Source organism: Cupriavidus sp. 22TCCZM01-5 (genome assembly GCF_057798915.1).
In genome coordinates this window covers 145,475-160,149 of record NZ_JBYOJR010000004.1, presented here as the reverse complement: position 1 = coordinate 160,149, position 14,675 = coordinate 145,475, and the positions used below count along the sequence as shown (strand labels likewise).

Annotated in this window: 9 protein-coding genes and 1 other RNA gene; 7 read left to right on the top strand and 3 right to left on the bottom strand. The window is 64.5% G+C overall.

All coding sequences use genetic code 11. The annotated features are described in order from the left end of the window. Positions 1 to 71 precede the first annotated feature (71 nt). Positions 72 to 2,729 (bottom strand): DNA gyrase subunit A, encoded by a 2,658-nt coding sequence (gene gyrA, locus AC3FNH_RS05740; RefSeq protein WP_276099750.1) that lies wholly within the window; start codon positions 2,727 to 2,729, stop codon positions 72 to 74. A 437-nt stretch (positions 2,730 to 3,166) separates the two neighbouring features. On the opposite strand from gyrA, the gene ompA reads away from it, so the two are divergent. The 5 genes from ompA (at position 3,167) to AC3FNH_RS05715 (ending at position 6,340) form a co-directional block, all read left to right on the top strand. Continuing rightward, a complete protein-coding gene (ompA, locus tag AC3FNH_RS05735) occupies positions 3,167 to 3,823 on the top strand; it encodes an outer membrane protein OmpA (protein ID WP_211947270.1) in 657 nt (218 codons plus the stop codon). 121 nt (positions 3,824 to 3,944) lie between these two features. Next, positions 3,945 to 4,694 carry a bifunctional 2-polyprenyl-6-hydroxyphenol methylase/3-demethylubiquinol 3-O-methyltransferase UbiG gene (ubiG, locus tag AC3FNH_RS05730; protein WP_488719352.1) on the top strand — a complete coding sequence of 250 codons (750 nt, stop codon included), beginning with the start codon at positions 3,945 to 3,947 and terminating at the stop codon, positions 4,692 to 4,694. Then, positions 4,691 to 5,356, top strand: coding sequence for a phosphoglycolate phosphatase (gene gph / locus AC3FNH_RS05725; RefSeq protein ID WP_276099748.1), 666 nt, complete (start codon positions 4,691 to 4,693; stop codon positions 5,354 to 5,356). Before ubiG ends, gph begins: the two co-directional genes overlap by 4 nt. 79 nt (positions 5,357 to 5,435) lie before the next feature. Further along, positions 5,436 to 5,795: a transfer-messenger RNA gene (gene ssrA / locus AC3FNH_RS05720) on the top strand. A 143-nt stretch (positions 5,796 to 5,938) separates the two neighbouring features. Next, positions 5,939 to 6,340, top strand: a complete 402-nt coding sequence (locus tag AC3FNH_RS05715) for a hypothetical protein (RefSeq protein WP_276099747.1) — start codon at positions 5,939 to 5,941, stop codon at positions 6,338 to 6,340. Between the two features lie 25 nt (positions 6,341 to 6,365). Here the strand turns inward: AC3FNH_RS05715 and AC3FNH_RS05710 are convergent, their stop codons facing one another. Both AC3FNH_RS05710 and AC3FNH_RS05705 read right to left on the bottom strand, forming a co-directional pair. Continuing rightward, positions 6,366 to 6,869, bottom strand: a complete 504-nt coding sequence (locus AC3FNH_RS05710) for a cyanophycin metabolism-associated DUF1854 family protein (RefSeq protein WP_488719351.1) — start codon at positions 6,867 to 6,869, stop codon at positions 6,366 to 6,368. Beyond that, positions 6,862 to 9,156, bottom strand: coding sequence for a cyanophycin metabolism-associated ABC transporter (locus AC3FNH_RS05705; protein WP_276099745.1), 2,295 nt, complete (start codon positions 9,154 to 9,156; stop codon positions 6,862 to 6,864). The genes AC3FNH_RS05710 and AC3FNH_RS05705 overlap by 8 nt, the downstream gene beginning before the upstream one ends. Before the next feature lie 240 nt (positions 9,157 to 9,396). On the opposite strand from AC3FNH_RS05705, the gene cphA (AC3FNH_RS05700) reads away from it, so the two are divergent. After that, entirely contained in the window at positions 9,397 to 12,033 is a 2,637-nt protein-coding gene (gene cphA / locus AC3FNH_RS05700) for a cyanophycin synthetase (RefSeq protein ID WP_488719350.1), read from the top strand. 29 nt (positions 12,034 to 12,062) lie between these two features. After that, positions 12,063 to 14,633 carry a cyanophycin synthetase gene (cphA, locus tag AC3FNH_RS05695; RefSeq protein ID WP_488719349.1) on the top strand — a complete coding sequence of 857 codons (2,571 nt, stop codon included), beginning with the start codon at positions 12,063 to 12,065 and terminating at the stop codon, positions 14,631 to 14,633. Positions 14,634 to 14,675 lie beyond the last annotated feature (42 nt).

Below are 14,675 nucleotides of genomic sequence, written 5' to 3'. Positions count from 1 at the left end.
GGAAAATATGTCCGTTTTAGTCCGGCCCGCCGCCTGGCGAGTTCCGGCCGGTGTCCTATTGTTGCAACAACTTACGAATTGGCATCGGTATCAGCGTCGTCGGCCTCTTCCGCCTCTTCCGAGCCGGAACCGTTATCGGCATCGCTTTCCACGATGCGCTGCAGGCCCGAGAGCTTGGTACCTTCGTCGACGTTGATCAGCGTGACGCCCTGCGTGGCACGCCCCATTTCACGGATCTCGGCCACACGCGTACGGATCAGAACTCCACCCGTAGTGATCAGCATGATTTCATCTTCGGGCGAAACAAGTGCAGCAGCTACCACACGGCCATTGCGCTCGCTCGTTTGGATCGCAATCATGCCCTTGGTGCCGCGCCCGTGTCGAGTGTACTCGGCGATGGGGGTGCGCTTGCCGTAGCCGTTCTCCGTGGCGGTCAGCACGCTGCCAGGCGAAGCCGCTTCGGCCTGCTCGGCGGTCTCGGCGGTTTCGGCCGGGGCCACGAGCATGGCGATCACCGCCTGCCCGTCGTCGAGGTTCATGCCGCGCACGCCGCGCGCCTGACGGCCCATCGGGCGCACATCGTTCTCGTCGAAACGCACGGCCTTGCCGGCGTCCGAGAACAGCATCACGTCGTGCTGGCCGTCCGTGACCGCCGCACCGATGAGGTAATCACCCTCATCCAGATCCACGGCGATGATGCCGGCCTTGCGCGGATTGGAGAACTCCGTCAGCGCTGTCTTCTTGACCGTGCCACGGGCCGTGGCCATGAAGATGAAGTGCTCTGCATCGAACTGGCGCACCGGCAGGATGACGTTGATCTTCTCGCCATCAGACAGCGGGAACATATTGACGATCGGCCGGCCGCGCGAGTTGCGTGACCCCTGCGGCACCTCATAGACCTTCAGCCAATACAGACGGCCCCGGTTCGAGAAGCACAGGATGTAGTCGTGGGTATTGGCAACGAACAGCGTGTCGATCCAGTCGTCTTCCTTGGTGGCCGTCGCCTGCTTGCCACGTCCGCCGCGCTTCTGCGCGCGATACTCGGAGATCGGCTGGCTCTTCATATAGCCACTGTGGGACAGCGTGACCACCATGTCTTGCGGGGTGATCAGGTCCTCGGTATCCAGTTCAGTCGCGTTCAGCTCGATCTGTGAGCGGCGCTCATCGCCGAATTCTGCGCGGATGGCAGTCAGTTCGTCGGAGATGATGGTGGTAATGCGTTCCGGGCGCGCCAGGATATCAAGCAGATCAGCGATGATCGCCATCACTTCGCGGTATTCCTGGACGATCTTGTCCTGCTCCAGACCGGTGAGGCGTTGCAGCCGCATTTGCAGAATTTCCTGCGCCTGCGAGTCCGAGAGCCGGTACAGACCGTCGGCCTGCATGCCGAACACGGCCGGCAAGCCGTCCGGACGATACGATGCCCGGCCACCCGGAGTATCGGTTTCTGCACGCGCCAGCATCTCGCGGACGAGCCCGGAATCCCAGGACTTCGTCATCAATTCCTGTTTCGCAATCGGTGGCGTCGGCGCCGCCTTGATGATGGCGATGAACTCGTCGATATTGGCCAGGGCGACCGCAAGACCTTCCAGCACATGGCCGCGCTCGCGCGCCTTGCGCAGCTCGAACACCGTGCGCCGGGTGACCACTTCCCGGCGGTGCGCCAGGAAGTACTCCAGCATCTGCTTCAGGTTCAGCAAGCGCGGCTGGCGATCGACCAGGGCCACCATGTTCATGCCGAAGGTGTCCTGGAGCTGGGTGTTCTTATATAGGTTGTTGAGGACGACCTCGGGCACTTCGTTGCGCTTGAGTTCGATCACCACACGCATGCCGGACTTGTCCGACTCGTCGCGGATGTCCGAAATGCCCTCGACCTTCTTGTCGGTGACCAGTTCGGCGATCCGCTCGAGCAGCGTGCGCTTATTCACCTGGTACGGCAGCTCGTCGACGATGATGGCCTGGCGCTGACCACGATCGATGTCCTCGAAGTGCGTGCGGGCACGCATGACGACGCGGCCGCGCCCCGTACGGTAGCCTTCGCGCACGCCCTGGATGCCGTAGATAATGCCGGCAGTCGGGAAATCGGGCGCGGGAATCAATTCAATCAGCTCATCTATCGTAGCCTGCGGATTGCGCAGCAGGTGAAGACAGCCGTCGACGATTTCATTCAGGTTATGCGGCGGGATATTGGTGGCCATGCCGACCGCAATACCCGACGAACCATTGATAAGCAGATTCGGAATTCGCGCCGGGAGAATAGCGGGCTCTTTTTCCGAACCGTCATAGTTCGGATCGAAATCGACAGTTTCCTTGTCGATGTCGTGCAGCATCTCGTGGGCGATTTTCGAGAGGCGGATTTCTGTATAACGCATTGCTGCTGCGTTATCCCCATCCACCGAACCGAAATTCCCCTGGCCGTCGACCAGCATGTAGCGCAGCGAGAAATCCTGCGCCATGCGGACGATCGTATCGTATACAGCAGTGTCGCCGTGCGGGTGATACTTACCAATCACATCACCGACGATACGGGCCGATTTCTTGTAGGCCCGGTTCCAGTCGTTGTTGAGCTCATGCATCGCATAGAGCACGCGCCTGTGCACCGGCTTCAAGCCATCTCGTACATCGGGAAGCGCCCGGCCCACGATCACGCTCATTGCGTAATCCAGATACGAGCGGCGCATTTCCTCTTCGAGGGAGACCGGAAGGGTTTCTTTTGCGAATGGATCCATTGCGGCGTGGTTTATGCGGCGGGTTTAAGCGAAAGTAGGCCCAGGTTTTCCGCCCCTATGCGCGAGGCATCCGGCGGCTGGCCAACGTGCCATTCTAACATGCGCGCGGACCCGCCTCCGCCCCCCTCCCCCGGGCCCGTTCGGCCCTCCGCCGCGCTTGGATCGAAACCCGCAAAGCCTGATGCCACAAGGCTTTGCGGGTAATTCAAGGACCATGTTGCACAAACACCACAGGCCCCAAAACCCATTGATTGAATCGAATATATTTACTTCTTAGGAAACGAGCCTTGTGGCACAATTCCCCAGCGAAGAGCCAGACATTGTTCGAAGTGGAGCATACACCACATCGAGAATGTTATACTCCGAAGAATGTATGACTTGTTTTCGTCCATTTGCTCGCAGTAACCCTGCGGTGATCTCATCCTGAGAGGAGAAATATGAAAAAATTTGCCAAGCTCGCGCTCGTTGCAGCTACCGCAGTAATGGCTGCATCCGCTCAAGCCCAGTCCGTCCCCTATGAAAAGAAGGCCGTGAATGACAACTGGGGCAACGGTACGAGCGAGTACGTGTGGAAGAATGGCACGAACGAGCTCTGCTGGCGCGACAGCTCCTGGACCCCGGCTACCGCCAACGCCCTGTGCGACGGCGCCCTGGCCCCGGCCGCTGCTCCGGCACCGGCACCGGCACCGGTTGCTCCGCCGGTCGTCTCCAGCGAGAAGGTCACTTTCGCAGCTGACACCCTGTTCGACTTCGACAAGGCCGTCCTGAAGCCGGAAGGCAAGGCGAAGCTGGACGATCTGGTGTCGAAGCTGCAAGGCATCACCCTGGAAGTCATCATCGCCGTTGGCCACACCGACTCGTTCGGTTCGGACAAGTACAACGATCGCCTGTCGATCCGTCGTGCTGAATCGGTCAAGGCTTACCTGGTGAGCAAGGGCGTTGAAGCCAACCGCGTGTACACCGAAGGCAAGGGCAAGCGTCAGCTGAAGGTCGATGCGAAGTCGTGCAAGGGCACCCGCAAGGCACAGATCGCCTGCCAGCAGCCGAACCGTCGCGTGGAAGTCGAAGTGGTCGGCACCCGCAGCGCACGTTAATCGGATCCTTTCCGATGCAGAAAAGCCCAGCGCAAGCTGGGCTTTTTTTTTGGTACAGTTGGCCAGACCCCCTTCCCATCCGCCGGCTCAGGCACATTGCCCATCGCCGGCTCCGCACACCATGACGTCGCCTACGCAAGCCTTGCCGCCCTCCGCGGGCAACTCCGCCGGCCGGAACGCCGATCCCAAGGAAATCGATAAATTCAGCGAGCTGGCTCACCGCTGGTGGGATCCGAACAGCGAGTTCAAGCCACTGCATGACTTGAACCCGTTGCGCCTGGGCTGGATTGACGGCATTGCCGGGCTGGCCGGCAAGAAAGTAGTCGACATCGGCTGTGGCGGCGGCATCCTGTCCGAGAGCATGGCCCGGCTAGGCGCCCAGGTGCGCGGCATTGACCTGTCAAGCAAGGCCTTGCGCGTGGCCGACCTGCACAGTCTGGAATCCGGTGTTGCGATCACCTACGAGGAGATCGCCGCTGAAGCGCTGGCCGCTCGCGAACCGGGCAGCGTTGATGTCGTGACTTGCATGGAAATGCTCGAACATGTGCCCGACCCCGCGTCCATCGTCCAGGCCTGCGCCACCCTGGTTCGTCCCGGCGGCTATGTCTTCGTGTCCACCATCAATCGCAACCTGAAGGCCTACCTGATGGCCATCGTCGGCGCCGAGTACATTTTGCAGATGCTGCCGCGCGGTACGCACGACTATGAAAAGTTCATCACGCCTTCCGAACTCGCGCGCTTTGCCCGCAATGCCGGACTGGACCTCATCGAGGTATGCGGCATGAGCTACAACCCGCTCTCCCAGGTTTATTCGCTGGGCCGCGACACGGACGTGAACTACATGATGGCCTTCCGCCGGGTGGTCGAATGACGGCGGGGATCGACGCTGTATTTTTCGATCTGGACGGCACGCTGGCCGATACCGCACCAGACCTGGCCGCCGCGGCCAATCGCCTGGTGGTCGAGCATGGACGTTCGCCGGTCGCCTACGAAAAGCTGCGGCCGGTTGCATCGCACGGCGCGCGCGGACTGCTCGGCGCAGCGTTCGGCAAGCAACCCGACGACCCTGACTTCCCCGCTCTGCGCGACCTGTTTCTCGATTACTACGAAGCCGACATTGCCGTGCATACGCGTCTGTTCGACGGCATGTCTGACGTGCTGGAATCGCTGGAGGCCGCCGGCATCCGCTGGGGCATCGTCACCAACAAGATTGCGCGATTCACGGTGCCGCTCGTGGCTGCCATCGGGCTCGCGCCAAGGGCCTCCGCCGTTGTCAGCGGTGACACGACGCCCCATGCCAAACCTCATCCCGCCCCGCTGCTGCATGCCGCCGAACTGAGCGGCGTGGCGCCGCAACGATGCGTGTATGTGGGCGACGACTTACGCGACATCCAGGCAGGCAAAGCCGCAGGCATGCTCACCATCACCGCTGCCTACGGGTACTGCGGCGAAGGCGAGCCGCCGGAAACCTGGGGCGCCGACTACCTGGTGCGGCATCCGGCCGAGTTGATTCCGCTTCTCATCCCGGCCTGATCCGGAGTTCGCAAGCAAAAACGGAACCCGGCGCGGCAACTTCCGTCCAAACCGAGTACAATCCGTTCTTCTCATCACTGGGGCCGACCTGGTTTCGACGTGGGTTGCGAAGCAGTGGAGGGCATACCGAGGACCCGTCACCTCGTTAATCAATGGGAATGTAATAACTGCTAACGACGAACGTTACGCACTGGCAGCCTAAGGGCCGCCGTCCTCGCACTGGCTCGCTGACGGGCTAGGGTTCGCAAGAACCAGCGAGGTCATTTACGTCAGATAAGCCCCGTCGGTGTCACGACTGCAGGGACGAAAACCAAGTGACTCGCCATCGTAGAGCGTGTTCGTCCGCGATGCGGCGGTTAAATCAAATGACAGAACTAAGTATGTAGAACTCTCTGTGGAGGGCTTGCGGACGCGGGTTCGATTCCCGCCGGCTCCACCAGTATTTCCGAAACCCAGCCTTTGCCGGCTGGGTTTTTTCTTGGCCTTATGGGAGGCCGTCCGCCCCACGCCACGTGGGCGTCGCCGCTGCCACCCATTCCGGCGTCTACAATACCGTCCTGCAGTCTGCCCTGTAGCCTTGCCATGTCCGACTATCCCCGCTTCACTATCAACCGCGCCCTGGTGGCGATCGTTCCGGAGCAGCCGTTTCTGGACTGGATCCAGGCCGTCGATCCGGAGCCTGTCCCAAACCTGACGCTGGAACATATACGGGAAGACCAAAGCGTTTTCCTGCTGCCCGAGGAACTGGCGGACACGACCGACAATGCCAGGCATTGGGTGGAAAAACGCTGGCGTGGCTTCTTCGAGTTCATGCTCGCCGAGTGGTTCGACGAGTCGCTGTGGCCAGCGCAACTGTCGCTGGAAATGTTCCGCGACTGGTTCAGCATTCACTACCACTCGACCGTCTTCGACATGGTCGCGGATACCCCGCTGATGCACGACGACCAGTACGACGACGAGGACGGCGAGGAACTGCTGCATTGATGCAGCAGTTCCTGACAGCGCAAGCTCAGAGGAAGCGATCGAGTATCTTGCGGCTGTGACGATCCAGCGCCATCAGGTCGCGGATCAGGTAGTGGATGCCATGGCTGTCTGAAATCAGCAGCGTGCTGCCGGCCAGGCGGCGGATATCTTCCTCGCCGCGCAGCACCAGCGTGGTCTGTCCGCGGTCGGTCTGCACGGTCCACTCGCTCGGCGTAGCGAACGTGGAGACGCTGACGATGCGCTGGATCTCCGGCATGAATTCGCGCGCGGCCAGCTCTTCTTCCACCAGGGCACGCTGCGGTCCCGAGAGCCCATCGAGCCGCGGAACCCAGGCCAGCTCGCGGCCGTCCGTGCTCATCATGCCGATGCCGTCATCGGGCGCGCCGATCGGGAAGGCGCGCACCGGTACCACGCCCTCGTGCGCCGTGCCGTTGCCAAGCGTCAGCACCAGCTTGCCGAAAGCGTTGCGGGTCAGCGTGAATTCCGTATCGGGAATTTCGCCAGCGATAAGGTTGGCATCATTAAGCATTGGCGGTCTCCGTGCCTAGCAGGGCATCCTCGTCGGCCGGCTCGTCCTCGGTATCGACGTTGCGGGCCTGTGCCTGGTACAGCTTGTAGTAGGCCCCTTCGCGCGCGAGCAACTCGTCGTGGCCACCCACTTCGACAATCTGTCCGCGGTCCATCACCACCAGGCGATCGGCCTTGCGCAGCGTGGACAGACGATGCGCGATGGCGATCGTGGTGCGCCCCTGGACCAGGTTATCGAGCGCCTTCTGGATTTCCTTTTCGGTCTGCGTATCCACCGACGACGTGGCCTCGTCCATGATCAGGATGCGCGGATTGATCAGCAGCGCGCGCGCAATCGAGATGCGCTGGCGCTCGCCGCCGGACAGCGCCTGGCCCCGCTCGCCGACGAGCGAGTCGTAGCCGTGCGGCAGCCGCAGGATGAATTCGTGCGCATGCGCGGCGCGCGCGGCCGCGACAATCTCCTCGCGCGTCGCGCCAGGCTTGCCGTATGCGATGTTCTCGGCGATGGTGCCGAAGAACAGGAACGGCTCCTGCAGCACCAGGCCGATATGGCGGCGGTACTCCGAAACCGGCAACGAACGGATGTCGATACCATCGACGCGGATCGCACCTTCGGACACGTCATAGAAGCGGCAGATCAGGTTGACCAGCGTACTCTTGCCCGAGCCGCTGTGCCCGACCAGCCCGATCATCTCGCCCGGCGCGATCGACAGGTCCAGGCCGCGGATCACCGCGCGGTTGCCATAGCGGAAACCAAGGTCGCGCATCTCGATGGCGCCCTCGACCTTCTCCAGCTTCGCCGGGCGCACAGGCTCGGGCACGCTCGAGACGTGGTCGAGAATATCGAAGATGCGCTTGGCGCCGGCCGCCGCCTTCTGCGTGACCGACACAATCCGGCTCATCGAATCGAGCCGCGTATAGAAGCGGCTGATATAGGTCAGGAAGGCCACCAGCACACCGACCGTGATGGCGCTGTGCGACACCTGCCAGATACCGAACACCCACACCACCAGCAGGCCGATTTCCGTGAGCAGCGTCACGGTCGGCGTGAACAGCGACCACACCGCATTCACGCGATCGTTGATCGCGAGGTTGTGCTTGTTGGCTTCGCGGAAACGGGCCACTTCACGCTTTTCCTGCGCGAAGGCCTTGACCACGCGGATACCGGGAATGGTGTCGGCCAGCACATTGGTGATCTCCGACCAGATCCGGTCGATCTTCTCGAAGCCGTGGCGCAACCGGTCGCGCACCAGGTGGATCATCCATGCTATGAACGGCAGTGGCACCAGCGTCACGAGCGCGAGCCAGGGGTTGATCGACACCAGGATCACCGCCGTCATCACGATCATCAGCACGTCGGTGGCAAAGTCCAGCAAGTGCAGCGACAGGAAGACGCAGATGCGATCGCTCTCCGAGCCGATGCGCGCCATCAGGTCGCCCGTGCGCTTGCCGCCGAAATATTCCAGCGACAGCTTCAGCAGGTGTTCGTAGGTGGTGGTGCGCAGGTCCGCGCCGATGCGCTCGGACACGCGCGCCAGCAGGTAGGTGCGCGCCCAGCCCAGGCTCCACGCCACCAGCGCCGCGCCCAGCAGTCCCGCCAGGTACAGGCGCACGAGGCCATAGTCGATCGGCACCCCGTTCTGGAACGGGATCAGCACCTTGTCCATCAGCGGCATGGTCAGGTACGGCGGCACCAGCGTAGCCGCCGTGGACAGCAGCGTCAGGAGGAAGCCTGCCAGCAGTTCCCAGCGGTACGGGCGCGCAAAGCGCCACAGGCGCAGCAGCGCCCACGTCGACGGCGGGGTCTCCACCTCGCGGCTGCATTGCGGGCACTGCTCCTCGCCGGGCGGCAGCGGGGCCTTGCAGATGGGGCACAGCACTTCGCCGGCACCCTGTGGTGCACCGGCAACAGGCGCATCGCGACGCGCCTCGAACTGATCGACGAGCCGCAGCGCAGCAGGATTGTAACCAAGCGTGTAGTGCCAGCTCGCCAGGCGCGCCGTGGCACTGCCTAGTTCGAGCGTCCCGACGCCCGCATGGTCGGTGTGCGACAGGCGCAGGCCAGGCTCGATGGCCCATTCCCGCACACTTTTTTCACCGGGAGCACTGGCCAGAAGCCGCTGGTCCGTCACAACCAGCCACCCTTGGGTAAAATGCAGCCTCGCGTCGAGGTCGAGTTCCAGCCCGGCCAGGATGGTCTCGCCGGGGCGGAGCACCGCACCGGCTGCAGCCCGCCAGGGCTCGTCCGGGACGCGGCTTTGAGAGACGGGCAGGGAGGATTGGGTCATTGTCGGCGCGCCTTGCAGCGTCCAGCGGAAACGGACATAACTTGAAACAATTTAGAATGGCCGCACACTGGCGGCCCGCGATTTTGCCCGCAAGTATACATAACGCAAACCAGCGGGTGCCCTGATGCATTGCACAATCGGATGTCAGCTAAAGAAGTCAACCTGACGTATGCTGTAACGTTATTGAAAGGTTAGGCTTCATTTCTCGGGCGGTTCCGCCCATTGCCTCAAGCTAAATCAATGAAAAAGAAGGACATTGAGATTTTCGATGTCATGTCGCTGCGCGGCCCGAATATGTGGACATATCGGCCCGTGCTGGAGGCGTGGGTCGATATCGGGGAGCTGGAGGATTTTCCCTCCAACACGATTCCGGGGTTTTACGAACGCCTGTCGGCATGGCTGCCCACGCTGATCGAGCATCGCTGCAGCATTGGCGAGCGCGGCGGCTTCCTGCAGCGCCTCAAGGAAGGCACTTGGCCGGGCCACATCCTGGAACACGTGACGCTTGAGCTGCAGAACCTGGCTGGCATGCCCGGCGGATTTGGCAAGGCCCGCGAGACCCCGATCCGCGGCGTCTACAAGGTGATCGTGCGCGCCTGGCACGAAGAAGTCACGCGCGCCGCCCTGTTCAGCGCACGCGACCTGGTCATGGCCGCGATCGAGGACCGCCCCTTCGACGTGCCCGCCGCCGTCGACAACCTGCGCCGCCTGGTCGATGAGCACTGCCTGGGCCCGAGCACGGCCTGCATCGTCGATGCCGCCGACGACCGCGACATCCCATCCATCCGCCTGTCCGACGGCAACCTGGTGCAGCTTGGCTACGGTGCGCGCCAGCGCCGCATCTGGACGGCCGAGACCGACCGCACCAGCGCCATCGCCGAAAGCATCTCGCGCGACAAGGACCTGACCAAGAGCCTGCTGGAATCGTGCGGCGTGCCGGTGCCGGAAGGCCGCATGGTCGAGTCGCCGGAAGATGCCTGGGAAGCCGCCGAGGACATCGGCGTGCCGGTGGTGGTCAAGCCGTACGACGGCAACCATGGCCGCGGCGTCTTCACCAACCTGGTGACGCGCGAGGAAGTCGAGACCGCCTACGCGGTGGCCATCGAGGAAGGCAACGGCGTGATCGTCGAGCGCTTCATCCCCGGCAACGAGCACCGCCTGCTGGTCGTGGGCGGCCGCATGGTCGCCGCCGCGATGGGCGAGACCGCCAGCGTGGTCGGCGACGGCAAGTCCACCATCGAGGAACTGATCGAGCTGCAGATCAATTCGGATCCGCGCCGCGGCACCACCGAAGACCATCCGCTGAACCGCGTCCGGCTGGACTCCGCCGCGCGCCTGGAGCTCAAGCGCCAGGGCATGGATGGCACCTCGGTACCCGCCGAAGGCAGGACCGTGCTGATCCAGCGCACCGGCAACGTGGCATTCGATGTCACGGACCGCGTGCACCCCAGCGTGGCCGCGCATGCAGCGCTGGCCGCGCGCGTGGTCGGCCTGGATATCGCAGGCGTGGACCTGGTGGCCGAGGACATCTCGCGCCCGCTGTCCGAGCAACGCGGTGCCATCGTGGAAGTCAATGCAGGCCCTGGCCTGCTCATGCACCTCAAGCCGGCGGAAGGCACGCCGCGCCCCGTGGGCCGCGCCATCGTCGACCACCTCTTCCCCGAGGCCGACGACACCAACCCCGGCCGCATCCCGGTGGTCGGCATTACCGGCACCAACGGCAAGACCGTGGTGGCCAAGCTGGTCGCCCGCCTGCTGCAGCTGTCGGGCAAGCACACCGGTCTCGCCTGCAGCGACGGCCTGTTCCTGGACCGCCGCCTGGTGCAGGCCGGCGACCGCGCCAACTGGGACGCGGGCCATCGCATCCTGATGAACCGCGCGGTGGAAGCCGCCGTGTTCGAGAACGACAGCGGCTCCATCCTCTCCGAAGGCCTGGTCTATGACCGCTGCCAGGTCGGCGTGGTCACCAACTTCGATGCGCCCGACCACATGGGCGACTACTACGTCGAAGACGAGGACCGCATGTTCAACGTACTGCGCACCCAGGTGGACGTGGTGCTCAAGAACGGCGCCGCCGTGCTCAACGCGCGCGACGAACGCGTGGTGGAAATGGCCGAGCTGTCGGACGGCGACGTGATCTTCTTCGGCCTGACGGCCGAACTGCCGGCCATCGTCGCGCATCGTGCCAACGGCAAGCGCGCCGTGTTCGTGCGCGACGGCAAGGTGGTTCTGGCCACCGGCAACAGCGAAACGCCGCTGGCCGATGTGGCTGCCATTCCGCTGACCTATGCCGGCCGCGTCTCGTTCCAGGTGGAAAACGTGCTGGCGGCCGTCGCCACGGGTTGGGCGCTGGGTATCTCCAATGACCTGATCCGCGCCGGCATCGTGACCTTCGACGTGGGCCAGGTCGACGTGCCGGGCCGCTTCACGCTGTTCGAGCGCAACGGCGCCATCGTGGTCGTGGACGATGCGCACAACGCCCCTGCGCTGGAGGCCCTGGCCGCCGCGCTGGACCGCTTCCCGGCCGAACGCCGCATGATCGTCTACGGCGCTGGCGTGCAGCGCCGCGACGAAGACATGGTCCGCCAAGGCAAGGTCCTGGGCGCCACCTTCGACCGCGTGTTCCTGTGCGAAGACCGGAGCGTCAAGCGCGCGCTGCCCGACGCAGAAGCCCGCGCCCTGCTCAAGCAAGGGCTCTACGAGGGACGCCGCGTCACCAAGATCATCGACGAAGGCACGCGCCGCGACGCCATCGAGACCGCGCTCGGCCAGTTGGTGGCCGGCGACCTGCTGGTCCTGCAGTGCGACGAAAGCGCCACCGCCGCCACCGTCGACCGCGTGCACCAGTGGATGGGCCAGCCCCCGCGCCGCGCCTGACGGCCCGAAGAAGAACGGATACCAGATCTATGGAAGTCTCTCGCATCCGGGCCCTGCGCGGCCCGAACCTGTGGTGCCGCCACACCGCCATCGAGGCGATCGTGGCCTGCCCGGAACCATCGGACATGGTTGCCGCCTTGCCCGGCTTTGAAGACCGCCTGCGCGCGCGCTTTCCCGATATTGGGCCGCTGCATCCGGACGAGGAAGCTGGCGAGCTGTCGCTCGCGCACGTGCTGGAAGGCGCCACGCTGCGCCTGCAGGCCGCGGCCGGCTGCCCGGTCACGTTCAGCCGCACGGCGCAGACCGTCGAGCCCGGCACCTACCAGGTGATCGTGCAGTACAGCGAGGAAGAAGTCGGCCGCCTGGCGTTCGAGCTGGCGCAGGCGCTGTGCCTGGCCGCACGCGACGACGCGCCGTTCGACCTGGACGACGCGCTGCACAGCCTGCGCGAACTCGATGAAGACGTGCGCCTCGGGCCGAGCACGGGCTCCATCGTCTACGCCGCCGTGGCGCGCGGCATTCCGTACCGCCGCCTGACGCAGGGTTCGATGGTGCAGTTTGGCTGGGGCAGCAAGCAGCGCCGCATCCAGGCCGCCGAAACCAGCGCCACCAGCGCCGTGGCCGAATCGATCGCGCAGGACAAGGAACTGACCAAGAGCCTGCTCCATGCCGCCGGCGTGCCGGTACCGCTCGGCCGCTCGGTGCGCAGCGCCGAGCAAGCCTGGGAAGCCGCGCAGGAGATCGACGCCCCCGTGGTGGTGAAGCCGCGCGACGGCAACCAGGGCAAGGGCGTGGCCGTGCGCATCCGCACGCGCGAAGAAGTGATGACGGCCTATGAAGTCGCTTCGGACATCAGCTCGGACGTGATCGTCGAGCGCTATATTCCGGGTCACGACTTCCGCCTGCTGGTGGTCGGCAAGCATCTGGTCGCGGCGGCACGCCGCGATCCGCCGCAAGTCATCGGCGATGGCTCGCATACCGTGCGCCAGCTGGTCGAGGAAGTGAACCGCGACCCGCGCCGCGGCGAAGGCCATGCGACCTCGCTGACCAAGATCCGCTTTGACGACATTGCCCTGGCCGTGCTGGCCAAGCAGGGCCTGACGGCGGAGTCCGTGCCGCCCAAGGGCACGCGCGTGGTCCTGCGCAACAACGCCAACCTGTCGACCGGCGGCAGCGCGACCGACGTGACCGACGACGTCCATCCGGACATCGCCGCGCGCGCCGTGGCCGCCGCGCAGATGGTCGGCCTGGACATCGCCGGCGTGGATGCCGTGTGCGAGACCGTGCTCAAGCCGTTCGAGGAACAGGCTGGCGGCATCGTCGAAGTCAACGCCGCGCCGGGCCTGCGCATGCACCTGCAGCCTTCGTACGGCAAGGGCCGCGCGGTTGGCGAAGCCATCGTATCGACCATGTTCGCCGACGGCGACGATGGCCGCATTCCGGTGGTGGCGGTGTCGGGCACCAACGGCAAGACCACCACGGTCCGCCTGATCACCCACATCATGGCCACCAGCGGCCTGCGCATGGGCATGACCGGCACCGACGGCGTGTATATCCGTGGCGAACGCATCGACACCGGCGACTGCAGCGGCCCGCGCAGCGCGCGCAACGTGCTGCTGCACCCGGACGTGGACGCTGCCGTGTTCGAGACTGCGCGCGGCGGCCTGCTGCGTGAAGGCCTGGCCTTCGACCGCTGCGATGTGGCCGTGGTGACCAACGTCGGCGAAGGCGACCACCTGGGCCTGTCCTACATCAGCACGGTGGAAGACCTGGCCGTGCTCAAGAGCGTAATCGTGCAGAACGTGGCGCCGCACGGCATGGCCGTACTCAACGCCGCGGACCCGATGGTGGTTCCCATGGCCGACGCCTGCCCGGGCTCGGTGACGTTCTTCGCGCATGATCCGGGCCAGCCGGCCATGGCCACGCACCGTGCGCAGGGCAAGCGCGTGGTATTCGTCGACGGCGACCACATCGTTGCCTCCGAAGGCGACACCGAGGTGCGCTTCGCGCTGGCCGAGATCCCGCTGACGCGCAACGGCACGATCGGCTTCCAGGTGGAGAACGCCATGTCGTCGATCGCCGCGGCTTGGGCGCTCGGCATCGACTGGAGCATCGTTCGCCGCGGCCTGGCGACCTTCGTCAACGATGCGCAGACGGCCCCGGGCCGCTTCAACGTGTTCGACTACAAGGGCGCCACGCTGATTGCCGACTACGGCCACAACCCGGACGCCATCCAGGCGCTATGCAATGCCGTGCAGACCATGCCGGCCACGCGCCGCATGGTGGTGATCAGCGGCGCCGGCGATCGCCGCGACGACGATATCCGCAAGCAGACCCAGATCCTTGGCGGGGTCTTCGACGAGGTCATCCTGTACCAGGACCAGTGCCAGCGTGGCCGCGCGGACGGCGAAGTGCTCGCCCTGCTGCGCGAGGGCCTGCAAGGCGCCACGCGCGCCAGCAAGATCGACGAGATCCGTGGCGAGTTCCTGGCCATCGACACCTCGCTGTCGCGGCTGCAGGCTGGTGAACTGTGCCTGATCCTGGTGGATCAGGTCGATGAAGCGCTGGCGCACATTGCCAGCCGCGTCGCGCAGGGTTAAGCAGGCGGCTCAGTCATGCGAAGAAGGGCCAGCCCGAATGGG

Coding starts and splice junctions, on each gene's coding strand:
- gyrA (WP_276099750.1), bottom strand. CDS start 2,729: ATGGATCCATTCGCAAAAGAAACCCTTCCGGTCTCCCTCGAAGAGGAA.
- ompA (WP_211947270.1), top strand. CDS start 3,167: ATGAAAAAATTTGCCAAGCTCGCGCTCGTTGCAGCTACCGCAGTAATG.
- ubiG (WP_488719352.1), top strand. CDS start 3,945: ATGACGTCGCCTACGCAAGCCTTGCCGCCCTCCGCGGGCAACTCCGCC.
- gph (WP_276099748.1), top strand. CDS start 4,691: ATGACGGCGGGGATCGACGCTGTATTTTTCGATCTGGACGGCACGCTG.
- AC3FNH_RS05715 (WP_276099747.1), top strand. CDS start 5,939: ATGTCCGACTATCCCCGCTTCACTATCAACCGCGCCCTGGTGGCGATC.
- AC3FNH_RS05710 (WP_488719351.1), bottom strand. CDS start 6,869: ATGCTTAATGATGCCAACCTTATCGCTGGCGAAATTCCCGATACGGAA.
- AC3FNH_RS05705 (WP_276099745.1), bottom strand. CDS start 9,156: ATGACCCAATCCTCCCTGCCCGTCTCTCAAAGCCGCGTCCCGGACGAG.
- cphA (WP_488719350.1), top strand. CDS start 9,397: ATGAAAAAGAAGGACATTGAGATTTTCGATGTCATGTCGCTGCGCGGC.
- cphA (WP_488719349.1), top strand. CDS start 12,063: ATGGAAGTCTCTCGCATCCGGGCCCTGCGCGGCCCGAACCTGTGGTGC.